This is a genomic window from Ensifer sp. Root1252 (assembly GCF_001425885.1).
Classification (GTDB): Bacteria; Pseudomonadota; Alphaproteobacteria; order Rhizobiales; family Rhizobiaceae; genus Ensifer; species Ensifer canadensis.
Window position 1 is genome coordinate 117,567 of record NZ_LMDT01000012.1, and the last position, 23,772, is coordinate 141,338.

At 62.5% G+C, this 23,772-nt stretch carries 19 protein-coding genes and 1 riboswitch; of the genes, 10 read left to right on the forward strand and 9 right to left on the reverse strand.

Annotation, left to right across the window (positions count from 1 at the left end; genetic code table 11):
- Positions 1-213: 213 nt before the first annotated feature.
- From ASD02_RS13115 to ASD02_RS13145, 6 genes are all read right to left on the reverse strand, one after another.
- Positions 214-687 (reverse strand): 6,7-dimethyl-8-ribityllumazine synthase, encoded by a 474-nt coding sequence (locus ASD02_RS13115; protein WP_025427775.1) that lies wholly within the window; start codon positions 685-687, stop codon positions 214-216.
- Positions 688-778: 91 nt separating this feature from the next.
- A riboswitch (FMN riboswitch) is annotated at positions 779-928 on the reverse strand.
- A gap of 712 nt (positions 929-1,640) precedes the next feature.
- Positions 1,641-2,702: an ABC transporter ATP-binding protein gene (locus tag ASD02_RS13125; protein WP_025427773.1), complete on the reverse strand. Its 1,062-nt coding sequence runs from the start codon at positions 2,700-2,702 to the stop codon at positions 1,641-1,643.
- A gap of 4 nt (positions 2,703-2,706) precedes the next feature.
- Positions 2,707-3,495: an ABC transporter permease gene (locus ASD02_RS13130; protein ID WP_025427772.1), complete on the reverse strand. Its 789-nt coding sequence runs from the start codon at positions 3,493-3,495 to the stop codon at positions 2,707-2,709.
- The gene (locus ASD02_RS13135) at positions 3,492-4,367 is read right to left on the reverse strand and encodes an ABC transporter permease subunit (RefSeq protein WP_025427771.1); all 876 of its coding nucleotides are present in this window, start codon (positions 4,365-4,367) and stop codon (positions 3,492-3,494) included. The genes ASD02_RS13130 and ASD02_RS13135 overlap by 4 nt, the downstream gene beginning before the upstream one ends.
- A gap of 282 nt (positions 4,368-4,649) precedes the next feature.
- On the reverse strand, positions 4,650-5,753 hold the full coding sequence (locus tag ASD02_RS13140; protein ID WP_025427770.1) for an ABC transporter substrate-binding protein: 1,104 nt from the start codon (positions 5,751-5,753) through the stop codon (positions 4,650-4,652).
- A gap of 187 nt (positions 5,754-5,940) precedes the next feature.
- Positions 5,941-6,819, reverse strand: coding sequence for a MurR/RpiR family transcriptional regulator (locus tag ASD02_RS13145; RefSeq protein ID WP_025427769.1), 879 nt, complete (start codon positions 6,817-6,819; stop codon positions 5,941-5,943).
- Positions 6,820-6,992: 173 nt separating this feature from the next.
- Between ASD02_RS13145 and ASD02_RS13150 the strand changes: the two genes are divergently transcribed.
- From ASD02_RS13150 to ASD02_RS13180, 7 genes are all read left to right on the forward strand, one after another.
- Positions 6,993-7,766 carry an N-formylglutamate amidohydrolase gene (locus ASD02_RS13150; protein ID WP_025427768.1) on the forward strand — a complete coding sequence of 258 codons (774 nt, stop codon included), beginning with the start codon at positions 6,993-6,995 and terminating at the stop codon, positions 7,764-7,766.
- Positions 7,767-7,877: 111 nt separating this feature from the next.
- A complete protein-coding gene (locus tag ASD02_RS13155) occupies positions 7,878-9,425 on the forward strand; it encodes an amino acid permease (protein WP_025427767.1) in 1,548 nt (515 codons plus the stop codon).
- Between the two features lie 95 nt (positions 9,426-9,520).
- Positions 9,521-10,885 (forward strand): glutamine synthetase family protein, encoded by a 1,365-nt coding sequence (locus ASD02_RS13160; RefSeq protein ID WP_025427766.1) that lies wholly within the window; start codon positions 9,521-9,523, stop codon positions 10,883-10,885.
- Positions 10,886-10,971: 86 nt separating this feature from the next.
- Entirely contained in the window at positions 10,972-12,357 is a 1,386-nt protein-coding gene (locus ASD02_RS13165) for an aldehyde dehydrogenase family protein (protein ID WP_057220757.1), read from the forward strand.
- The gene (locus tag ASD02_RS13170) at positions 12,354-13,502 is read left to right on the forward strand and encodes an iron-containing alcohol dehydrogenase (protein WP_025427764.1); all 1,149 of its coding nucleotides are present in this window, start codon (positions 12,354-12,356) and stop codon (positions 13,500-13,502) included. Before ASD02_RS13165 ends, ASD02_RS13170 begins: the two co-directional genes overlap by 4 nt.
- Positions 13,503-13,736: 234 nt before the next feature.
- Positions 13,737-14,456 carry a ParA family protein gene (locus tag ASD02_RS13175; RefSeq protein WP_025427763.1) on the forward strand — a complete coding sequence of 240 codons (720 nt, stop codon included), beginning with the start codon at positions 13,737-13,739 and terminating at the stop codon, positions 14,454-14,456.
- A 289-nt stretch (positions 14,457-14,745) separates the two neighbouring features.
- Positions 14,746-16,293 carry a globin-coupled sensor protein gene (locus tag ASD02_RS13180; protein ID WP_057220758.1) on the forward strand — a complete coding sequence of 516 codons (1,548 nt, stop codon included), beginning with the start codon at positions 14,746-14,748 and terminating at the stop codon, positions 16,291-16,293.
- Positions 16,294-16,697: 404 nt separating this feature from the next.
- Here the strand turns inward: ASD02_RS13180 and ASD02_RS13185 are convergent, their stop codons facing one another.
- Together ASD02_RS13185 and ASD02_RS13190 are read right to left on the reverse strand one after the other, a co-directional pair.
- Positions 16,698-17,987, reverse strand: coding sequence for an FAD-binding oxidoreductase (locus ASD02_RS13185; RefSeq protein WP_025427761.1), 1,290 nt, complete (start codon positions 17,985-17,987; stop codon positions 16,698-16,700).
- 490 nt (positions 17,988-18,477) lie between these two features.
- Positions 18,478-19,905 carry a L,D-transpeptidase gene (locus ASD02_RS13190; RefSeq protein ID WP_025427760.1) on the reverse strand — a complete coding sequence of 476 codons (1,428 nt, stop codon included), beginning with the start codon at positions 19,903-19,905 and terminating at the stop codon, positions 18,478-18,480.
- 166 nt (positions 19,906-20,071) lie between these two features.
- On the opposite strand from ASD02_RS13190, the gene ASD02_RS13195 reads away from it, so the two are divergent.
- The 3 genes from ASD02_RS13195 (at position 20,072) to ASD02_RS13205 (ending at position 21,841) form a co-directional block, all read left to right on the forward strand.
- Positions 20,072-20,917 (forward strand): DUF4432 family protein, encoded by an 846-nt coding sequence (locus tag ASD02_RS13195; protein WP_025427759.1) that lies wholly within the window; start codon positions 20,072-20,074, stop codon positions 20,915-20,917.
- 77 nt (positions 20,918-20,994) lie between these two features.
- Complete coding sequence (locus ASD02_RS13200) at positions 20,995-21,333, forward strand: TIGR01244 family sulfur transferase (RefSeq protein WP_025427758.1); 339 nt, start codon at positions 20,995-20,997, stop codon at positions 21,331-21,333.
- Positions 21,334-21,490: 157 nt separating this feature from the next.
- Entirely contained in the window at positions 21,491-21,841 is a 351-nt protein-coding gene (locus ASD02_RS13205) for a cupin domain-containing protein (RefSeq protein ID WP_025427757.1), read from the forward strand.
- 276 nt (positions 21,842-22,117) lie between these two features.
- Here ASD02_RS13205 and ASD02_RS13210 read toward each other — a convergent pair whose 3' ends face one another.
- On the reverse strand, positions 22,118-23,764 hold the full coding sequence (locus tag ASD02_RS13210) for a thiamine pyrophosphate-binding protein (protein WP_025427756.1): 1,647 nt from the start codon (positions 23,762-23,764) through the stop codon (positions 22,118-22,120).
- Positions 23,765-23,772: the final 8 nt, after the last annotated feature.

A 23,772-nucleotide genomic window follows, 5' to 3' on the forward strand; every position in this document is an offset into this window, starting at 1 on the left:
CGGTTTGCCGGCTGTTGCTGGCGGCTTGATTCAGGTGGTTCAGAGGTTGATTCAAGCAGGCGCCGCGAAGCGGCTCGATGGTTGCGCATCGGAGCGCTGAGCGAGCCTTGCCCCTCACCCTAGCCTTCTCCCCGCAGGCGGGGAGAAGGTGGCCGGCAGGCCGGATGAGGGGTGGCGGCCGGATACGGCGCGGGCTTGCGGCCCGCCAGCAGATCAGGCGTTGAGCAGCGCCAGCTTGGCGCGGGCGTCGAGGATCTGGGCGCAGGCATTGGCGGCTTCTTCGCCCTTGGCGACGAAGTGTTCGCGGAAGAAGGCGATCAGCGGCGCGCTTTCCTGGAAATTGTGCGGCGTCAGCACGGCCGACAGCACCGGCACGTCGGTATCGAGCTGGACGCGCATCATACCGTCGAGCACCGTGCCAGCGACGAAGTCATGGCGGTAGATGCCGCCATCGACGACGAAGGCGGTGCCGAGGATCGCGGCGTAACGGCCGGTCCTGGCAAGCTTCTGCGCGTGCAGCGGGATTTCCAGCGCGCCTGGCACGTCGAAGATCTCGACGTCGGCGGCACTGCCGCCGAACTTCGTCCATTGGGCGACGAAGGCATCGACACAGCGGTCGACGATGTCGGCGTGCCAGCGGGCACGGACAATCGCAATCTTGGCGGTGGGGTGGGAAAGAATAGTCATGGTCTCAAGCCTTCCAGGGTTTGGCGTTTCCAATTTTCCCGTCGGGCGAACATGCACGCGCGCGAAACCCCGGTGTGGGGTCCACGTTCCTGCTTGCTCTCTTCCATCCGGACTGTGACCGTCGGCTCCGGAATCTGACCGGATCTGCTGACCTCCGAAGTAGACCTCCGAAGCGCTCGCGGGCTTCGATCTTTCGATCGCTACCGCCGGTGGGGAGTTTCACCCCGCCCTGAGAACAAGAGCGACTATATAGATCGGCCGTGCCTGGTCAAACGCATGACGCGACGAAAATCCGGGAAATCGCGACAGATTTTTTCCGTGCCGTATCGCTCCCGGACAAATCTGTTCCCGTCGGGAGCCGCCGTAGTCTGACCTCGGCCGCGTGCCGCGTCGCCGCCACGAGACATTTATCTGCGGACGCGACGCGGGGCTTCGTCTTCGGCGGCGATCGCGCGTGCGGACCAATGGAGCAGCGCCTGCCTGTCATCAAGGCAAGTGACCGGTGCTTCGTAGTAGCGGTGCACGACCACCGGTTTGCCGCCCTTGTTGTAGGTGAACGGCTGACATCCTTCGCTGAGAAGCGCATCTCTCAGGGGCTGATCAACCCTGAAATAGAGGCGATCCTTGATGCTGATGGCGAACTGGCGATCAGCGACAAGATAGGCCCAAGCCGAAGAAGCGGCCTATGTCAACGGGACCGATATCCGCGAGTTCTTCGTGGATATGGGTGACGAACGCACTCGGCTGCGCTTTAGTCATGGCGGCCGCCGGTGCAAAATGCGCTGTTTTTCATTCGACGGTTCAGGCAATCTCTCCACGGCATGTGCAAGGCAGCTACTGCATGTTTCCTTAAATCCTATTCGATTTAGGGATAAAAACATGCAGCACTTCAAAGCGCTACAGCGACCTTTGCGCGTAACAAGACGCACGCGCTGTAGGGGGACGCTGGAGATCTACTCGCGGATGACGAGCAGGTCCTTGGCGGCAAAGCGGAGCGTGACGTTCGAGCCGAAGGCCGGCGGCGTCAGGCCGGGGTCGTTGAACATGTCGAAGGAGATGACGTCGCCGCCGATGCGCAGCTTGGTGCGGATGACCGAGCCGAGGAAGCTGGTCGAAACCACCTCGCCGGTCAGCGCGGTGTCGCCCCTGGCGCTGTCGGCGATCGAGCCTGCCTCCGGGCGCAGCGCCAGCGAAATGTTGTCGCCACCCTTCATGCCGGCGATCGGCTCCTTCAGCGACACCTGCTGGTTGCCGATGGTGACAGCACCGGCGGCCGGGTCGGCGACCTTGGCTTCGATGATGTTGAGCGTGCCGACGAAGGAGGCGACGAATCGGGTCGCAGGGGTGTTGTAGATCTCGAACGGCGTGCCGATCTGGTCGGCTCGCCCGGAATTCATGACGACGATGCGGTCGGAGATCGACAGGGCTTCTTCCTGGTCATGGGTGACGAAGACAGTGGTGATGCCGAGCTGCTGCTGGATCTGGCGGATTTCCTCGCGCAGCGACACGCGGATCTTGGCGTCGAGCGCCGACAGCGGCTCGTCGAGCAGCAGCACCTGCGGCTTGACGGCGAGGGCGCGCGCGAGCGCCACGCGCTGCTGCTGGCCGCCGGAAAGCTGGTAGGGGAAGCGGTCGGCCAGGTGCTCGAGCTTGATCAGGCTCAGCATCTGCTTGACGCGTGTATCGATCTCCGACTTCTGCGCCCCGGCGACTTTCAGGCCGAAGGCGACGTTGTCGTTGACGTTCATGTTGGGAAACAGCGCATAGGCCTGGAACACCATGCCGATGTTGCGCTGGTTGGGCTTCAGCGTTCCCTGGTCCTTGCTGTCGATGGTGATCGTGCCGCCCGACGGCGTCTCGAAGCCGGCGATCATGCGCAGGATCGTCGTCTTGCCGCAGCCTGACGGGCCTAGGAACGAAACGAACTCGCCCTTGTCGATGACCATGTTGAAGTTGTGCACGACCTGAACCGGGCCGAAGGACTTCTGGATATTGTTCAGTGTCAGGAATGCCATGTGATCAAGCCTTGGCCGGAGCGGATTTCTGGATGCGGGAAACGAGCTGGATCAGACCCATGCTGAGCCAGGTGATGGCGAATGCGATGACCGCGAGCGCCGAAGGCTCATAGGCCTTGTTGGCGCCGACGAGCTGCAGGTACGGACCGAAGGCCGGGCGGTTGAGCAGCGCGGCCATGGTGAATTCGCCCATGACGATCGCAAAGGTGATGAAGGCGCCGGAGAGCACGCCACTCATGACGTTGGGGAAGATGCAGCGAAACAGGATCGTCGGCCATTTGGCGCCGAGGCTTTCGGCGGCTTCCGTCAGCGTGCGGACGTCGATCGCCCGCATCGCGGTATCGACCGCCCGGTACATGTAGGGCAGGGACAGCGTCATGTAGGAGAACATCAACAGCGCATTGGTGCCGGAGATCGAGCCGGTCAGCGGGATCCACGACGAGGAGTTGTAGAGGCGCAGATAGCCGAAGACGATGACGATCGCCGGGATGACCAGCGGCAGAAGGGTGATGAATTCGATGATCGGGCGCACCTGCGGCAGGCGAAGGCGGACCCAATAGGCGGTCGGCACCACCAGCAGCATGCCGAAGACGATGGTCAACACGGCCATCATCATCGAATAGCCGAAGGTCTCGCGGAACTGCAGGTCGGAGAAGACCGAGCGATAGGCGTCGAACGAGTATTCGCCGCGGCGCATGCGCAGCGAGAATTCCAGCGTGCCCAGCAGCGGGATGATGAAGTAGCTTGCACCGATGGCGATGGCGATCCAGGCGCCGAGACGTTGTGCTTTCATTTCTGCCACCGTTCGGCGCGCATACGCAGCCAGATATAGAGAACGTTCGAGATGCCGGTGATGACGATCATGCCGAGCGCCAGCGCATAGCCGAGGTTCGGATTGTGCAGCACGTCGCCGCGGATCTGCGCATAGAGCAGGATCGGCACGATGTTGAGCGAGGACCCGGTCAAGGCATAGGCCGTGGCGATCGCGCCGAAGGCGTTGGCAAACAGCAGGAGCGTGGTGCCGAGCAGGCTCGGCCACAGGATCGGCAGCGCCACCATGCGCCAGTACTGCCAGGTCGAGGCGCCAAGGATTTCAGAGGCTTCGCGCCATTCTTTCTTCAGACCATCGAGCGCCGGCGTCAGGATCAGCACCATCAGCGGGATCTGGAAATACATGTAGGTGATGGTCAATCCGAAAAACGACAGCAGGTTGAAGCCGGTCGAATAGAGATTGAAGCCGAACCATTCGCGCAGGAAGACGGTGACGAGGCCGGTGCGCCCGAGGGTCGCGAGGAAGGCGAAGGCGAGCGGCACGCCGGCGAAGTTCGAGGCGACGCCCGAAAAGGTCAGGAGGCCCGAGCGGATCCAGGTCGGCACGCCGCCGAGCACGATTGCCCAGGCGAGGAAGAAGCCGATCAGCGCGCCGCCGATCGAGGACGCGATCGAGATCCGGATCGAGATCCAGTAGGCGCTGAGGATCGAGGGCGTGAACAGATCGCCGATGTTCTTGAAGGTAAAGCTGCCATCGGGCGTCAGGAACGCGCCGGTGACGAGATAAAGCGTCGGGATGATCAGGAACAGCAGCGCGAAAAGCATGAAGGGGGCAATGCCGAGCCAGTCGATGACGGCTCGCTTGCTGATCAAGGTCGGTGAAGCGGTGCTCATATAGGCTTTCTGTCCCGAGGCTTGCAGTGACCTTTGCGCGTCCGCATGAACGCACAAAGATCGCCTTAGCGCTTTGATTTGCTGCAAAATTCCTTAGATCGATACCGAGCTAAGGAATTGTGCACGAGATTAAACCATGTCGCGCAAAAGCGTGTTGCGGTTTGCGACAACGACATGCGCAAAAACAAGACCTTAAAGCGCAGCAAGCGAATCCTGGTGATCGTGACGCGCTTTAGGGAAACCTCCCCGCGCCGAGGCGCGGAGAGGCGGAAGTCATGGATATTACTGCACGTTTGCGCCGACGACGCTATCCCACTTGGTGGTAATCGCTTCCTTGCCCTTGGCCTGCTCTTCGAGCGTCGGGAAGACAGCCTTTTCGTAGGCTGCTGCCGGCGGCAGCTTGTCGAGCAGTTCCTGCGGGATCTTGCCGTTCTTGGCGAGGTCGTTGAAGCGGATCGGGTGGCAATAGCCCTTCAGCCAGCCGAGCTGACCTTCGTCGGAATAAAGATACTCCATCCACAGCTTTGCCGCGTTCGGGTGCGGCGCGTAGGCCGAGATCGCCTGGACGTAGACGCCGGCGACGACGCCCGAAGCCGGAACGACGACTTCAACCGGCGGGTTGCCGTTGAGGCTGTCGCGCCAGGAAAGGCCGTTGTAGTCCCAGGCGATCACGACCGGGGTCGAGCCCTGCGCGAGCGAGGCGGACTTGCCGATAACCGGAACGAAGTTGCCGGCCTTGTTGACTTCGGCGAAGAAGCCGAGGCCCGTTTCACCAGCCTTGACGGCATCGGTTTCGCCAGCGGCGAGGCCGGCGGCGTAGACGGCCTGAACCGCCTGGTTGGAGGCGCGCGGGTCGCCGGCCATGGCGACCGAGTTGGCGTAGTCCGACTTCTTCAGGTCGGCCCAGTCCTTCGGCACGTCCTTGACGATGTCGGTGTTCACCACGAAGGAGAGAACGCCGTAGTAGTCGCCGTACCAGTAACCTTCGGCGTCCTTGGCCGAATCCGGGATCGAATCCCAAGTGGAGACCTTGTAGGGCTGGATCAGGCCTTCGGCCTTGGCCGACGGACCGAAGGAGAGACCGACGTCGATGACGTCAGGCGCCTGCGGGCCGGTGTTGCCCTTGTTGGCCTTGATGGCTTCGATTTCGTCGCCCGAACCGGCATCCGGGTTCAGCTCGTTGACTTCCAGGCCATACTTGGCCTTGAAGCCTGCGATGACGTCGCCATAGCCGCACCAGTTGTGCGGAAGTGCGATGGTGGTCAGCGAGCCTTCCTTTTTGGCGGCGGCGATGAGCTCTTCGCTCGGCTCGGCAGCGGCGATGGCCGTCGTTGCCAGAAGCATGGCGGTGGAAAGCGAGAGCAGGCGTTGAGTCGTTGAAATCACTGGCGTTCTCCTTATGGGTTTTCAGTCAATTTCGGCGATGCTGTTAAAGAGATGCGATGAAACTTGTGTGACAGCGATCTGTCTGTTCGCGCCGCGCATGTCGTTGGAAGAACAATTCTTTTTTCGACACGGCGCCTTCACTGAAACACACGTGCATAAAATTCCGTGAACGTGCCGGCCACTCCTCCTAAACCGGTTTGCGAAAGATGCGGGTCGAATCGAACAATCCCTCTAGCGTCTTCATCCGGTCGCGGGTTGCGTCCCAGTTGGTGCTCTGGACGGCCTCGATCAGGGCCTCGACCAGAAACAGGATCACCACTGAACTGTCCCAGGCCGAGGGCACCTCGATCTGCGAGCGGAAGACCTTGGAGGCGGATTTTGCCACCGGCGAGCTCCAGCGATCGGTGAAGAGGACGATCTCGACGCCGCGTTCGCGCGCCGATTTCGCCAGCGTCTCCATTTCCTGCTCGTAACGGCGGATGTCGAAGAGAATCAGCACGTCGCCGTGGCGCATGTCGAGCACGTAGTGTGGCCATGCGCTGGCATTCGACGCGATTTCGGTGACACCAGGGCGGATCACCTGCAGATGGGTGAAGAGATAATCGGCAACGGCGCGGGTGATGCGGCCGCCAAGCAGATAGACGTTGCGCTTGCGGTCGGCGATAAGGGCGACCGCCTCGTCGAATTCGCGCGGCTCGATCTGCGCCAGCGTCTCGCGCATGTTGTTCATGGCGGCATCGGCAAAGCGATTGAGCGTGTGGGTGCCCGGCGCGCTTGCGGCCCAGCGGTCATGCTTGGTGATCGGGTTGGAAATCGTGGCTTCCAGCTCCTGGTGCAGCCGCGACTGGAAATCGGGAAAGCCTTTGAAACCAAGCTTTTGCACCATGCGGGCGACGGTCGGAGTCGATACGCCAGCGTTCTCGGCGACCGTGGTGATCGAACCGAGTCCCGATACGGGATAGTTGTCGAGAAGTGTCTCTGCCAACTGTCTTTCCGCGCGGGTCAGCGCGGCGAAGTGGGCGTTGATCACATCCGACACCGTCGTGGGTGTCGCCTTGCTAGTCATAGTCTCCCCTGAACTGGTCTAACGCCAGTTTGTGACAGATTAAACATCGCTGTCACAATTGGAGTCAATCGCAATTTTGAAGAGATCGTTTCAGATTTCGATTGACACTCGCTAATCTCTGAACAAATCTTTTCATTAACGAACGTCTAACGGGGCAAGAGGGGATGCCGGTGTTGACGCGACTTTTGACCGATACAGATGGCGATCCGGTTGCGATCGAGAACGCGGCCGGGAGAGGCGATATCGTTCTCGTTTGCGAACATGCGTCGCGCCGGGTGCCGGAGCGTCTCGGTTCGCTCGGCCTTTCGCCGCAGGCGCTCGAAAGCCACATTGCCTGGGACCCGGGCGCGCTCGCGGTTGCAGAGTTTCTGTCGCGCAAGCTCGACGCGGTCCTGATCTACCAGCGCTTTTCGCGCCTTGCCTATGATTGCAACCGCCCGCCGGAGGCCGACGGCGCCATGCCTGCCGTCAGCGAAGTCTATGAGGTTCCGGGCAACCGCGACATGGCGGAGGAGGAGCGCCGGGCACGGGTCGACGAGATCTACCTGCCGTTTCACGACGCCATCAGCCAGTTCGTGACCGAGCGCAAGGCCAAAGGCCGACCGCCGGTGGTCGTCACGATGCATTCGTTCACGCCCGTCTATTTCGGCAAGCCGCGTTCCGTCGAAGTGGGCATCCTGCATGATGCCGACAGCCGGCTCGCCGATCAGATGCTGACCTTCGCAACCAGGGGCAAGGTCGCCTACGATATCCGCCGCAACGAGCCTTACGGGCCGGCCGACGGCGTTACGCACAGTCTGATCGAATACGGCGTCCACAACGGGCTGCCGAATGTGATGATCGAGATCCGCAACGATCTCATTCGAAACGAGATCGGCCAGAGGGTCATGGCCGATTATCTGGAAGGGCTGCTCAGCAAAGGCGTGGCAGCGCTTTCAGCAAAATAAAGACCCTGGGGAGCGGCTTTGCCGCGGTCCTGTTCCGGCTTGCCGGGGCAGGTGGTGATGGGACCCTGCTGCAATGGGGCGGTCGGGTCTGAAGAAATCAGGGGAAGAAAAATGTCAGACTACAGTGATCTCGACAAAAAGCAGGACATGCAGGTCCTGCATTCGATGGGCTATGCCCAGGAGCTCGAGCGGCGAATGAGCCAGTTCTCGAACTTCGCGGTCTCATTCTCCATCATCTGCATTCTCTCCGGCGGCATCAACTCGCTGGCGCAGGCGACGTCGGGTGCGGGTGGGGCCGCAATCGGCATCGGCTGGCCGCTTGGCTGCTTCATTTCGCTCGTCTTTGCCGTCGCCATGGCGCAGATAAGCTCGGCCTATCCGACGGCCGGCGGCCTTTATCACTGGGGCTCGATCCTCGGCAACCGCTTCACCGGCTGGGTAACCGCCTGGTTCAACCTGCTCGGTCTCGTCACCGTTCTCGGCGCCATCAACGTCGGCACCTATTACTTCTTCATGGGCTCGTTCGGCACGCCGTATTTCGGTCTTGCGGATACGACGCTCACCCGCATCATCTTCCTTGCGGTCATCACGGGCGCTCAGGCGCTGGTAAACCACATGGGCATCGGGCTTACGGCCAAGCTCACCGACTTCTCGGGTTACCTGATCTTCGCAACGGCGATCCTGCTTGCGCTCGTGTGCCTTGCCGTCGCCGACAGCTACGACATCGCCCGCCTCTTCACCTTCTCCAACTATTCCGGCGAGACGGGTGGAAACGTATGGCCGGCGACCTCGGGCACCTGGGTGTTCCTGCTCGGCCTGTTGCTGCCGATCTACACGATCACCGGCTACGACGCCTCCGCGCACACCTCGGAAGAAACCGTAAAGGCGGCAGAATCCGTGCCGCGCGGCATGGTCTCGTCGGTGCTGTGGTCGGCGCTGTTCGGCTACATCATGCTTTGCTCCTTCGTGCTGATGCTGCCGAACATGGACGAAGCCGCCAAGCAGGGCTGGAACGTGTTCTTCTGGGCAATGGACGCGCAGGTTCACCCTGTGATCAAGGACGTGCTCTACCTCGCCATCCTCGTCAGCCAGTGGCTGTGCGGCCTGGCAACCGTCACGTCGGTCTCGCGCATGATCTTCGCCTTCTCGCGTGACGGCGGCCTGCCGGCGTCCAAGGCTCTGGCCAAGGTCAGCCCGAGCTACCGCACGCCGGTGGCTGCGATCTGGACCGGTTCGATCCTCTCCGTGCTCTTCGTCTGGGGCTCGTCGCTGGTCTCGATCGGCGAAACGCCGGTCTATACGATCGTCGTATCGTGCACCGTCATCTTCCTGTTCTTCTCCTTCGCGATCCCGATCACGCTCGGTCTGTTCGCCTGGGGTACGTCGAAGTGGGACAAGATGGGTCCGTGGAACCTGGGCGAGGGCATGTTCAAGCTCTTCGCGGTGCTCTCGATCATCGCCATGGTGCTGATCTTCGTTCTCGGCATCCAGCCGCCAAACGACTGGGCGCTCTACATCACCGTCGGCTTCTTGGCGCTGACTGCGATCATCTGGTTCGGCCTGGAAAACCGCCGGTTCCGCGGTCCGCCGATCGGCGATGAAGTGGCTCGCCGCCAGGCGGAAATCGCCGCTGCCGAAAAGGCGGTCGGCCAAGTCTAACCAATAATGAAATGGGCGGGAGCGCATCTGCAGCTTCCGCCTTTCTTTTTGCGGCCACGGGAACGGCCGCTTGCCGAAACATGGGATGAAATTTGATGAGCTATTCGTTCGAGCAATTGAAAGAGGATGTCGCCGCCGGCCGCATCGATACGGTTCTCGCCTGCCAAGTCGACATGCAGGGCCGGCTGATGGGCAAGCGCTTCCACGCGCAGTATTTCGTCGACAGCGCCTGGCAGGAAACGCATAGCTGCAACTACCTGCTGGCGACCGACATGGAGATGGAGACCGTCTCCGGCTACAAGGCGACGAGCTGGGAGAAGGGCTATGGCGACTACACGATGAAGCCGGACCTTTCGACGCTGCGGCGCATTCCGTGGCTCGAAGGCACCGCACTCGTGCTGTGCGACATGCTCGATCATCACACCCATGCCGAAGTGCCGCATTCACCGCGCGCCATCCTGAAGAAGCAGATCGCGCGGCTGGAGGCGATGGGCCTCAAGGCGTTCATGGCGAGCGAGCTCGAATTCTTCCTGTTCGATCAGACCTATGACGACGCGCGCCAGTCCGGCTATCGCGACCTGCAGCTGGTCAGCGGCTACAACGAGGACTACCACATCTTCCAGACCACCAAGGAAGAGGATGTAATGCGGGCGATCCGCAACGGCCTGCAGGGCGCGGATATCCCGGTCGAGAATTCCAAGGGCGAGGCGTCCGCCGGCCAGGAAGAGATCAACGTGCGCTATGCCGACGCGCTGACGATGGCCGACCGGCATGCGATCATCAAGAACGGCTGCAAGGAGATTGCCTGGTCGCGCGGCAAGGCGATCACCTTCCTCGCCAAGTGGAACTATTCGGCCGCGGGCTCCTCCTCGCATATCCACCAGTCGCTGTGGAGCCCTGACGGCAAGACGCCGAAATTCTTCGACAAGGACGGCAAATACGGCATGTCGGAGCAGATGCGCCAATATGTGGCCGGCCTGCTCAGCCACGCCAGCGAGATCACCTATTTCCTCGCGCCCTACATCAACTCCTACAAGCGCTTCATGGCCGGCACCTTCGCGCCGACCAAGGCGGTGTGGAGCAAGGACAACCGCACGGCCGGCTACCGCCTCTGCGGTGAAGACACCAAGGCGATCCGCATCGAGTGCCGCGTCGGCGGCTCCGATCTCAACCCTTATCTCGCCTTCGCGGCTTTGCTCGCGGCCGGCATTTCCGGTATCGAAGGCAAGATGGAACTGGAAGCGCCCTTCGTCGGCGATGCCTACGGCGGCAAGAACGTGCGCGAGATCCCGCGCACCCTGCGCGCCGCCACCGAGGCGCTGACGGGGTCCAAGATGCTGCGTGCCGCCTTCGGCGACGACGTCATCGACCACTATGTCCGCGCGGCCGAGTGGGAGCAGGAAGAATACGACCGTCGCGTCACCGACTGGGAAGTGGCGCGCGGCTTCGAGCGGGCCTGACAAGGCCGGAAACTTAGATCTCAGTGGCCGGTCCGGTACCAAGGGCCGGCTACGCCGTCATTCGAAATGGAAGCAGGAAGACGATCATGAGCATGATCAAGTGTATTTCTCCGGTGAACGGAGAGGTTTATGCCGAGCGCCCGGCGCTGCCGCTGGAAATGGCCAAGCAGGCCGTCGCCCACGCGCGCCAGGCGCAGAAGAGCTGGGCCCGCCGTCCGCTGGACGAGCGCGTCAACCTGGTACTATCAGGCGTTGCCCGTCTCAACGAGATGGTCGACGAGGTCGTGCCGGAACTGGCCTGGCAGATGGGCCGGCCGGTGCGCTACGGCGGCGAGTTCAAGGGTTTCAACGAGCGCTCGAACTATGTCGCTTCGATTGCTGCCGACGCGCTGAAGCCGATCCTCGTCGAAGAGAGCGACCGCTTTGGCCGTCGTATCGAGCGCGAGCCGCATGGCGTGGTCTTCGTCATCGCGCCGTGGAACTACCCCTACATGACCGCGATCAACACGGTCGCGCCGGCGCTGATGGCCGGCAACACGGTGGTCATCAAGCATGCCAGCCAGACGATCCTCGTCGGCGAACGCATGGTGCGCGCCTTCGTCGAGGCCGGCGTTCCGGCCGACGTGTTCCAGAACGTTTTCCTCGACCATGAGACGACGGCGGCGCTGATCGCGGCGAAAAGCTTCGACTTCATCAACTTCACCGGCTCGGTCGAAGGCGGCCGGTCGATCGAGCGCGCGGCCGCCGGAACGTTCACCGGTCTCGGCCTCGAACTCGGCGGCAAGGATCCGGGCTATGTCATGGAAGACGCCGATCTCGATGCGGCCGTCGACACGCTGATGGATGGCGCTACCTTCAATTCCGGCCAGTGCTGCTGCGGCATCGAGCGCATCTATGTGCATGAATCGCTCTATGACGCCTTCGTCGAGAAGTCGGTTGCCTGGGTGTCGAACTACAAGCTCGGCAACCCGCTCGATCCGGAAACGACGCTTGGCCCGATGGCGCACAAGCGCTTCGCCGCAACTGTGCGCGAGCAGATCGCCGATGCGATCGCCAAGGGCGCCAAGGCGCTGGTCGATCCGAAACTATTCCCGCAGGATGATGGCGGCGCCTATCTCGCGCCGCAGGTGCTTGTTGATGTCGATCACTCGATGGCCTTCATGCGCGAAGAAACCTTCGGTCCGGCGGTCGGCATCATGAAGGTGAAGAGCGACAGCCAGGCGATCGAGCTGATGAACGATTGCCAGTACGGTCTGACCGTGTCGCTGTGGACCCAGGATGCGGACCGCGCCTCGCGCATCGGCCGCGACCTTGAAACCGGCACCGTTTTCATGAACCGCGCCGACTATCTCGATCCGGCCTTGTGCTGGACCGGCGTCAAGGAAACCGGCCGCGGCGGCTCGCTTTCGGTCATCGGCTTCCAGAACCTTACCCGTCCGAAATCCTACCATCTGAAGAAAGTCACAGCATGACGATCACCGCGAACTGGAGCTACCCGACCGCCATCAAGTTTGGCGCCGGCCGGATCAAGGAGCTTGCCGAACATTGCAAGGCTGTCGGCATGAAGAAGCCGCTGTTGATCACCGACCGTGGCCTGGCGCCGATGCCGATCACGCAGAATGCGCTCGATATCCTCGAGGCCAACGGCCTTGGCCGGGCGATCTTCGCCGACGTCGATCCGAACCCGAATGACGTCAACCTCGCCGCCGGCGTCAAGGCGTTCAAGGACGGCGGCCATGATGGCGTCGTCGCCTTCGGCGGCGGTTCCGGCCTCGATCTCGGCAAGTGCGTGGCCTTCATGGCCGGCCAGAGCCGCCGCCCGGTCTGGGACTTCGAGGATGTCGGCGACTGGTGGACACGTGCGAGCGTCGAAGGCATCGCGCCGATCGTCGCGGTGCCGACGACAGCGGGCACCGGCTCAGAGGTTGGCCGCGCCAGCGTCATCACCAACTCCGCCAGCCATGTGAAGAAGGTGATCTTCCACCCGAAGTTCCTTCCAGCCGTCACCATCTGCGACCCGGAACTGACGGTCGGCATGCCGAAAGTGATTACCGCCGGCACCGGCATGGACGCCTTTGCCCATTGCCTGGAAGCCTATTCTTCGCCGTTCTACCATCCGATGTCGGCCGGTATCGCGCTTGAAGGCATGCGCCTGGTCAAGGAATACCTGCCGCGCGCGTACAAGGACGGCACCGATATCGAAGCACGCGCCAACCTGATGAGCGCGGCCGCCATGGGTGCCGTCGCCTTCCAGAAGGGGCTCGGCGCGATCCATTCGCTGTCGCATCCGGTCGGTGCGATCTACAACACCCATCACGGCATGACCAATGCCGTGGTGATGCCGCCGGTGCTGCGCTTCAACCGCAGCGCGATCGAGGACAGGATCGTCAGGGCGGCCGCCTATCTCGGCATTTCCGGTGGCTTCGACGGTTTCTACGACTACGTGCTGAAGCTGCGCGAGGAACTCGGCGTTCCCGACAAGCTTTCCGCACTCGGCGTCGGCACCGACCGTATCGACGAGATGTCGGAAATGGCGATCGTCGATCCGACCGCCGGCGGCAACCCGGTTGAACTGACGCTCGATGCGGCCAAGAAGCTGTTCAGGGAGTGCATTTGACCGCCGGCAAGTCGCTCTAAAGTAACTGACCGTTAATTTTCTTCGGCCCGGGAAACCATTGGTTTTCCGGGCTTTTTCGCGCCCTGCCTGCGGATTTGGCAGGGCGGGGGTTAATCTTCGCCAACGAAAATTTCCAATTCGTTAACCATGTTCTGAAAGGTTCTATTAAGCGGCATTGCCCGGCGAAGCATCGGTTGGGCAGGCCACGGAACACAGGACAGAATGAGGAAGAAGATGGCGGTCATCACATTCGCCAATGCAAAGGGCGGCGCGGGCAAGACGACGGCGGCGCTGATCCTGTCGACGGAACTGGCGAGACAGGGACACCGTGTTGTGGTCCTCGATGCCGATCCGCAGCGTTGGATCACCAGCTGGGCGGAAAACTCCGGCCAGATCGCCAATCTCTCCGTCATCTCGCATATCACGCCGGCATCGCTGGAATGTCATATCCGGGAAATGAAGGACGAAGCCGACTACATCATCATCGACCTCGCCGGCGCCAAGGATCAGATCGTCGCTTTGGCTCTCGCTCTTTCCGACCAGGTGCTGATCCCGGTGCAGGGCTGCGCGATGGATGCGCGCGGTGCCGTGCAGATCCTCGAGCTCATCCGCCAGATCGAGGACAGGTCGCGTGTGCGCATCAACCATTCCGTCGTTCTCACCCGGGTCAATTCTCTGGTGACGACGCGGGCGCTGCAGACCATCAAGACTTTGCTTGCTTCGCGCGGCGTCTCCGTGCTCGACACGCCGATCGTCGAGCGCGTTGCCTATCGCGAGATTTTCGACTGCGGCGGCACGCTTCAGTCGATGGATGATACCCGCGTCAGCAACCTCGACAAGGCCCGCGAAAATGCAGCTGCGCTTGCCAAGGAAGTGCAGGCTCTGACGCCGGTGAGGGCGCGCCGCTCCTGGGCTTCGCGTGCACCATCCTGGGCGACGCGGCGCGCGGCCTGATCAGGGATCGGCATACGAAGTTAGCCGCTTTGAAGACTGCCATAACCGGAATTGATGTTCGTCAATTCCGGTTGAATCGCGTTGCGACCACCCGAAAAGGCTGTTGCCCGTAAGGCTTCCTTTACCATGGGCTTATACCAGTGCTGGTGGAAAGCGATTGCACCTTATGGCGGTTTGCGAGGGTGCAGGTAGCCGCCATGATTGCGGCAAGGATTGTGGATTCGACCTTTCTCGCTTGGTCTCCCGTCCAGCTTCCATGATCCAGCAAGAGCATGCAGGGAAATCGCGCATGAAAACGGAACACGTCGCTGCCGGCAAGGAAGACATTGCCGGTCGTCTCAATTTCATGGCGCTTGACGATGCCGCCAAGGCGAGCCTGAAGGCCCTGAAGCCGATCCTCGAAAAGGAGCTGGCGCCGGCGCTCGACAAGTTTTACGCCCGGGTCAAAAAGACGCCGGAGACGAACCGCTTCTTCTCGTCGGATGCGCACATCAACCGCGCCAAGGGCGCGCAGGTCGGCCACTGGGCCAACATCGCCGACGCCAATTTCAACGACGAATATGGCGCGAAGGTCCGCACCATCGGCCAGGTGCACGCCCGTATCGGGCTGGAGCCGCGCTGGTATATCGGCGGCTACGCGCTGATCGCCGAACATCTGATCACGGAGATCGTCAAAGCGAATTGGCCAAAGGGCGGTCTGTTTTCGCGCCAGACGACCTCGGCGGAAGAGATGAGCGCGATGCTTTCGAGCCTCGTCAAGGGCATGTTCCTCGACATGGACCTGTCGATCTCGGTCTATATGGACGCCTCCGACGTCACGAAGCAGCGCGCGGTGCAGGAAGAGGTACTGGCGACCGAACGCAAGCTCGTCAGCCAGACCTTCGGCGTTGCCCTGAAGAAGATCTCCGACGGTGACCTGACGGCGCGCATCGCCGCCGATTTGCCGGTTGCCTACGAGGAACTCGGCGAGAACTTCAACCATGCGATCAGCGAGCTTGCCCGCGCGATCGGCGGCATCGAGGCCGGCGCCAGCCAGATCCATCTGAGCGCCAAGGAAATTGCGGCAGCAGCCAACGATCTCGCCAAGCGCACCGAACGCCAGGCGGCAAACCTCGAGGAGACGGCCGCTGCCGTCGAACAGGTGACGCGCACCGTCAAGCAGACGGCCGAAGGCGCCGATCAGGCGAACTCGACGGTGATTGCCGCCCGCGCCAATGCCGAGCGGAGCGGCGAGGTGGTCAGCCACGCGATTGAGGTGATGCAGGAAATCCAGACCTCGTCTGCGAGCATCGCCCGCATCGTCGACGTCATTGACGAGATTGCCTTCCAGACCAACCTGCTTGCGCTCAACGCCGGCATCGAGGCGGCGCGTGCCGGCGAGGCGGGCAGGGGCTTTGCGGTTGTCGCTTCGGAAGTGCGGGCGCTCGCCCAGCGCTGCGCCGATGCGGCCAAGGACATCCAGGGCCTGATCGCCAAGTCGCGCGGCCAGGTGGATGATGGCGTCAGCTCGGTCAACCAGGTCGCCCAGTCGCTGCAGCAGATCGTCTCGCAGGTGGTCGAAGTCAGCTCGGTCTTCGGCAACATCCGCGCCAGCACGGCGGAACAGGCCACCGGCCTGCAGGCGGTCAATACGGCGATCGGCCAGATGGATCAGATCACCCAGCAGAATGCTGCCATGGTTGAAGAAGCCAATGCCGCGAGCCAGGCGCTGACGGTGGAATCAGAACAGATCGCGCTGAAGCTGAAGGCGTTCCAGACGTCTACCCAGGTTCACGTCGGCACCGCGTCCGGTTATCGCCGCGCGGCCTTAGCCCACGTATCGCAGTATGGGCAATAGCGCCTCGGATCATCCCGGTCCGGGGCGCTGTCTATTATAGCCAGAGTTTTATGAGCGCACTTGGATCGCCGGCGAAGTTCGTAGGAATTTCGGCGTCCGCTGTGATCATGGTAAGTTTTGACCACTCAGTCAGCCCCGAGCTTGTCTTCGTGACGTTCCGTCCCCGGGCTTCACTTCTCCGGTCGTCATCCTCGGGCTTGACCCGAGGATCCCGTTCTGCAGTTCCACGAAAGCACATGCCAATTTCGCGTGGCAGGCCCTGGATCCTCGGGTCAAGCCCGAGGAAGACGGAGGATGGGGTGCCACCTGCGCATGAACGTGCGTCGACATGGCGCCCGTCTCAGACGGAGTTCACCATCTTCGATGTCTGCAAGGGATGTCTCGTCGCGCGTTGACGAAACCGCTCAGAACCGGCGGTCGACCAGATGCTTGGCCTGTGCGCCCGCATGGTAGAAGGCGGACTTGACGCTGCGCCAGGTGTCGGGCGTCACAGGCGTTTCGGCAAGCGGGATCGCGGAGGTCTGGCCGGTGACGTGGTCGGCGAGCGCCTTGCCGAAGACGGTGCCGGGTGCGATGCCGCGGCCGTTGTAGCCGCTGACGGAGACGACGTTCGGCGCCAGCGTATGCATGGCCGGCAGGTTGTTGGTCGTCATGCCGATGCGGCCGTCCCACCAGTATTCGAAGCGGAAATCGCCGATATAGGGGAAGAGCTTGCGCACGGAGCGGGCGGCGAAGGCGCGGTGCGTGCCCTCGGCCATCGCATCGAGCCGGCCGATCGAACCGAAGATCAGGCGGTTCTGCTGGTCCATGCGGAACGAGGTCATGACAAGGCCCGTATCCCATGTGCCCTGGCGCTCCGGCAGGATGCGGCTTGCGACCTTTTCCGGGAGCGGATTGGTGGCGAATTGGAAGTAGGGCAGGATCGTCAGTTCCTGCGTGTGTTCCTGCCACGGGGTCTCGGCAAACATGCCGCCATAGGCATTGGTGGCGAGGATCACCTGCTTGGCCCTGACGATGTTCTGGCCGGCTCTCAGCACCCAGGTTTCGCCCTTGCGTTCGGCGCCGACGAGCGCAGTGTCGGTATAGATCTCGGCACCGGCGGCAAGGGCCGCACGGGCAAGGCCGCGGGCATAGGCAAGCGGCTGGATCGTGCCGGCGCGACGATCGAGAAGCGCACCGGAGAAACCTTCAGCGCCCGAGAGCGCGCTCGATCGCTCGGCCGAGAGAACCTCGACCGGCGCTCCGCGCTTCTTCCATTGGGTCTCGCGGTCGCTGATATCCTTCAAGCCTTCGGCGCCGACGGCCATGTGCAGGGTGCCGTTGCGGACGGCTTCGCAGGAGATGCCGTGCTTCTCGACCAGGGCATAGACCATTGCCGGGCCGTCGCCGAGTTCGCCGAGCAGGCGGTTGCCGGCCTCGAGCCCCAGCGTCGCGATCAGATCGTCGGGCTTGACCCACATGCCGGCATTGACGAGGCCGACATTGCGGCCGGAGCCGCCGAAGCCGATCATCTTCGCCTCGATCGCCGTGGCCTTGACGCCTTTTTCCGCGAGATGAAGTGCAGCCGAAAGACCGGTGAAGCCGCCGCCGATGATGGCGACATCTGTCGTCAGGTCGCGGGCAAGCGGGCGCGTGTCCGGCGCTGCCGGTGCCGTCGCATGCCAGAGGTTGGGCAAGGTGCGCTCGGTCGCCATCGCGGACATTCCTTCGGTCAAGGGCCTGAAATTTAGAGGTGGCTAAGTGATAGGGCCATCGCCTCGAAAATTCTCATGACAATGTTTCATGAGGTCATGAGGGGTTTCATGAGGTCATGAAGGTTGACTGTGGGGCGTCCGCAAAAAAATGACCGCAGCCGGTTCGTGGGCGGCCGCGGTCTGGGTCGTGTCGGTGGAGTAGTCGGGTGTAAATGTCTTTGCCGGGTCGGCGGTCCGCCGCACCGGCCCTATGGGTTCCGATGAAAATAACCTGACCGATGACGTCATCGATCAGGCAAGCTCATTTTCAACGGAGACATGTCGCTGTCACTCCCCCAATTGGGGGACGGGATGCGAAAAAAGCTGCGATTTCAGTCAATTCCACCGGGGTTCCTACGCGGCAACGCTTGCCACGGTCGGCAAAGAAGAAAGCCCGGGTGGTACCCGGGCTTTGATCGTTTTCTGCGGGATGTATCGAGCGGCTGATGCCTCAGTCTGCGAATTCGACCGTGACGCCGACACTCACCATCTTGGCAAGTTCCGTTGCGTCCCAGTTGGTCAGGCGAACGCAGCCGTGGCTCTGGGTCTTGCCGATCTTGGAGGGCTCCGGCGTGCCATGAATGCCGTAGGTCGGCTTCGAGAGCGCGATCCAGACCGTGCCGACCGGGCCGTTCGGCCCCGGCTGCAGCGTCAGGATCTTGTCGTTGTTGCCCTGCTTGAAGTTGATCTTCGGGTTGTAGGTGTAGCCGGGATTGAGCGCGATGCGCTCGACATTGACGATGCCTGACGGCGAGGGCGTGTCGGACGAGCCGATCGTTGCCGGGTAGGCGGCGACGAGCTTGTCGGCGGCATCATAGGCCAGAACCTGCTTGCGGGCCTTGTCGGCAACGATGCGCGCGACCTTTTCCTTGCGGTTTTCTCCGGGATTGATGACCTTGATGATCGTGCCCGGAATGGTGAAGTCCACGCCTGGGTTGAGCTCGCGCAGATAGGTCTCGTCCATGTGGAACTTCTCGCCGAGCATTTCGGTCGTCGCGGTGAAGGACATGTGCGGCAGCATCGCCTTGTGGGCGTAGTCGTCGGGGATCGAGGCGACATAGGGGCCTGCGGCATCGGCGGCCGTGATCGTATAGCTGGTGATCGGCAGGCCGCCGTTCATGCGCAGGCGCTCGAGGATATCTTCGGTGTTGTTCGGATCGAGCGTTTCGCCGGTTGACTGCTGCCAGGCCTCGATCGCCTTGGTGACGTTCGAGCCCATCTTGCCGTCGATGACGCCGGGCGAGAAACCTTCGCGGTCGAGGAAGACCTGCAGCGCGGTGATTTCGGCGCGCGACTTGGACTTGACCGATATGGCCGGCGGCATGGACTGCCGCAATGGCTGCTCATATTGCGGATCGATCGCCGCCTCTTCGCTGCCGTCGATCAGGCCGGGCAGGCTGTTGGGCAGGTCGTTGCGCTCGACCGAGGGCGGCACCACGTCGCGATAGGCCGGATCGCGATAGTCTTGAATGGATCCGGTGACATCGCCCGGCTCGGAATAGCCGTAGCCGCGGTCGCCGTTGCGGCGGTTGGAATAGACATCGACGTCGCCCTGGCGGCGATAGGCGCGATAGCCGTCGGACGGTACTACGGTTGCGACCACGTTGCCCCAGTTGTCGACCAGCACGGTGCGGCCGCGACGGTCACGCATGGTGCGCACTTCATCGGGGCCCGGCATATAGTCGAGAATTTCGCCTTCCGGCGTCACCAGCATCACGTCGCCATTGCCGCGGCGATTGCGGCCGTAACCTTCCTGAGCAAAGGCGGATGCAAGATCCACGGCGAGGAAGCCGGCTGCGGCGAGGAGCGAGAGGCCGGTGCGGGTCGCTGACGTCACGATAAAACCTGTTCTCATGGTGGTTGATGTGGCGCGGTACATTTGGATTTCGACGTTAATGTGAAAAAAGTGAATTCATCATGAATAAGCGGTTAAATTCTATCTAGGCGCACCCTTAGCAGCTTTCAACCGATGAAAAACAGCCCCTGTCGGCTATCATGTCTTTGTGATCGCTGTGATTCCCGTGAGTTGGACTGGAGGCTGGTGCATGCGAACGAGATTTGATGCACCCGATAACGAACAGGAGAATCATCTGCTGTTCGACCGTCTGTCGGCACTCGATATCGCCGCCTTCGTCGTTGATGGCGTCGATCTTTCGCCGGGTACCGCGATCCCCTCCGATGGCGACCCGCGCATCGACCGGGCACTCGCCGGTTTTCTCTTTACCTGCGGACCAGACCACATCCGCCATCCCGAACCGATTGCCGGCCGCGGGGAAGGCACGCGCTATCCCTTGCACGGTTCGCTTGCCGGCACGCCGGTCAAGCACACGCACATGTCCGCCGACACCACGCTTTGCATCGCCACCGTCGAGGTCAATCTTGCCGATGGCGGCCACGCGCTCCTGGAACGGCGCTGGCATGTGGATGCGGACCGACATGAGGTGATGCTGGAAGACCGGCTCACCAACACCGGCGCCGGCGCCTTTCCGCCGATGATGATGTACCACCTCAATATTGCCGGCCGACTGGTCGGCGACGCGACCCGCATAACCAGTCCGTCTTTTGCCGAGGGTGAACGGGCCTGGCGCTTCGGCGAGGGCGAGAGCGCGCATTTCTGCATCCCGGCCAGCGTCGGGGCCGACGGCTGGTCCGAAGTGGCGCTTTCGCCGCTGGTCGGTGCGGGCGGGAAGTGCTTGGCGGTGCGCTTTCGCGCCGACACGCTGCCTTACTTGCAGATGTGGCGCTGTCAGCGTGGTGCGGCCGATGTCATCAGCATCGAGCCTGCGTCGCATCGCCTCGCCAAGCGGCCGGAGCTTGCTGCTGCCGGTGAGCTGCAACTGCTCGAGCCCGGGCAGACACAGACCTATGCGCTTGCCTTCGGTGTCTCCTGACTGAGCGATTGGAATTGACGCCGGCGGGCACCGCGCCTACATCAGTGGCCAAGGTTTTTTGCAGGGATTAAGCGACCATGGACATCCGCCCGATCAACGATGAATACTCGGTTTCCGGCCAGATCACGGTCGAAGACCTCGACCAGATCAAGGCGCTTGGCTTCAAGTCCATCGTCTGCCACCGCCCCGATTTCGAGGCGCCGGACCAGCCGACCTTCGATTCCATCGCAGCGCGCGCGCAGGAGCTGGGCATCGAGACCATGCACATCCCGGTCGGCCCGATGGGCGTGACGGCGGATGCGGTCCAAAAGATGGTCGACGCGCTTGACGAATTCCAGCGCCCGATGCTCGGCTATTGCCGCTCCGGCGCTCGCTCGACGGCGGTCTTCCAGCAGACACAGCATATTCGCGGCTGAGCCGGCCTACCGCAGCATAAGGGCGCACTTCGTGCGCCCTTTGCGACGATGTGTCCTCGGGTCCACATAGCCCCCAAGGGATGCATGCCCCAGGGAATGCGCACCTGACGCGCCGGCTCGACCGCGGTTCGGATACACGAACGGCGGAGGATATGGCATGACGGGAATACATTTGATCGAACGCGAGCAGTGGGCTGAAAAGCCCGATGTCTGGCAGGGCGAGTTCCAGGGCGGCTCCTATGGCGCCGACGTTTCGGTGATGTTTTATACCACCGACAAGGTTGGCGGCGGGCCGAAGCTGCACCGTCATCCCTATCCCGAGACCTTCATCATCCGCACCGGCCGCGCGCTGTTTACCGTCGGCGATCGCAAGATCGAGGCAGAAGCCGGGCAGATCGTCGTGGCGCCGGCCAACGTGCCGCACAAGTTCGAAAACCTCGGACCTGGGCGCCTGGAAACCACCGACCTGCATGTGACCGGTGCGTTTGCGACGGAGTGGCTGGAATAAGCAAGAAGCGGCAACTCAGTATAGAGGAGGACACCACCTCCCTGCGTCGTCGACACGACGCAGCTGGATTCCTGTGACAAGCACAGGAATGAGGGAGCGCTAGGAGGTGTCGCAGCGCGCATGCCGCGTTTGCGGAGATGTGCGATCACGTCGGAAACGGGCTCGGTTGGCCGCAACAGTTCCATGCCCTCATTCCTGTGCTTGTCACAGGAATCCAGCCACGGCGCGTCGGCGCCGTGATTGAAGCGTGCTCGAAGGAAAACCTGCCCGTTCCGCTCAGCCTTTCCTTATTTCGCTCAGCGTGCGCGTCGGGGTGATGGCTTCCGGATCGAGCTTGATCTCGATGATCGCCGGCTTGCCGCTGGCGCGGGCGCGCAGGAATGCATCGGCAAACTCCTCAGTCTTTTCCACCGTCTCGCCGTGGCCGCCATAGGCGCGGGCAAGGGCGGCAAAGTCAGGATTGGTCAGGTCCGTGGCGCTGACGCGGCCGGGATAATCCCGCTCCTGGTGCATGCGGATCGTGCCGTAGATGCCGTTGTTGACAACCACAGTGATGATCGGCAGGCGGTAACGCACGGCAGTTGCGAATTCCTGACCGTGCATCAGGAAACAGCCGTCGCCGGCAAAGCAGATGACTTCGCGATCCGGGTGCAGATGCTTGGCGGCAACGGCTGCCGGCAGGCCGTAACCCATGGAGCCGGAGGCGGGGGCTGCCTGTGTTGCGTATCTGCGGAAGCGGTGGAAGCGATGCACCCAGGTGGCGTAGTTGCCGGCGCCGTTGGTGAAGATGGTGTCTTCCGGTGTGTTCGCCTCGATCCAGTTCATGATCGGGCCCATGCGCACGTCGCCGGGGCCGGTTTCCGGCGGTGTCGACCACTTGAGGTAACCTTCATGCATCGCCCTGGTGCGTGCCGACCACACCGGCTCGGCCGCTGGCGCGAGCCCTTCGAGTGCTGTGACGAAATCGCGGGGGCTGGCGGCGATCGGCAGTTCCGGCCGATAGACGCGGCCGAGTTCGGATGCATCGGGGTGGACATGGACAAGCGTCTGGCGCGGATAGGGCGCATCCATCAGCGTATAGCCGGACGACGGCATTTCGGAGAAGCGCCCTCCGACCAGAAGCACCAGATCAGCTTCCTTGATCTCTTTTGCCAGCGCCGGGTTGATGCCGATGCCGACATCGCCGGCATAGTTGGGGTGCAGGTGGTCGAACAGCATCTGGCGGCGGAAGGAGCAGCCGACAGGCAGGCTCCAGCGCTCGGCAAAGCGCTGGAATTCGGCGACGCTGTCAGCCGTCCAGCGCGTGCCGCCGAGGATGGCGATCGGGCGCTTGGCGCCTTCGAGCAGCGCGCCGAGCTGCTTGATCTGGGACGGACCCGGATGGCCCTCGACCGGCTGGTAGGGCTTTGCCGCTGGCGCCTCGGCGCTGCGCGTAAGCATGTCCTCGGGAAGCGTCAGCACGACCGGGCCCGGCCGGCCTGAGGTCGCGACCGCGAAGGCGCGGGTGACGAATTCGGGAATGCGGGCGGGATCGTCGATCTCGCCGACCCATTTCGCGACCTCGGTGAAGGCGCGGCGATATTCGATCTCCTGGAAGGCTTCGCGCTCGCGAGCCTCGCTCTGGACCTGGCCGATGAACAGGATCATCGGGATCGAATCCTGCCGGGCCACATGCAGGCCGGCCGACGCATTGGTGGCGCCGGGGCCGCGCGTTACCATGCAGATGCCGGGCTCGCCGCTGAGCCGCCCCCAGGCATCGGCCATCATTGCAGCGCCCCCCTCCTGGCGGCAGACGACGACATCGATGTCGGTGTCGTAGAGCGCATCCAGCACCGCCAGATAGCTTTCCCCCGGTACGCAGGCGATGCGTTTGACGCCATTGGCGACGAGCGCGTCGACGACGAGCTGACCTCCAGTTTTCATGCTTTCCT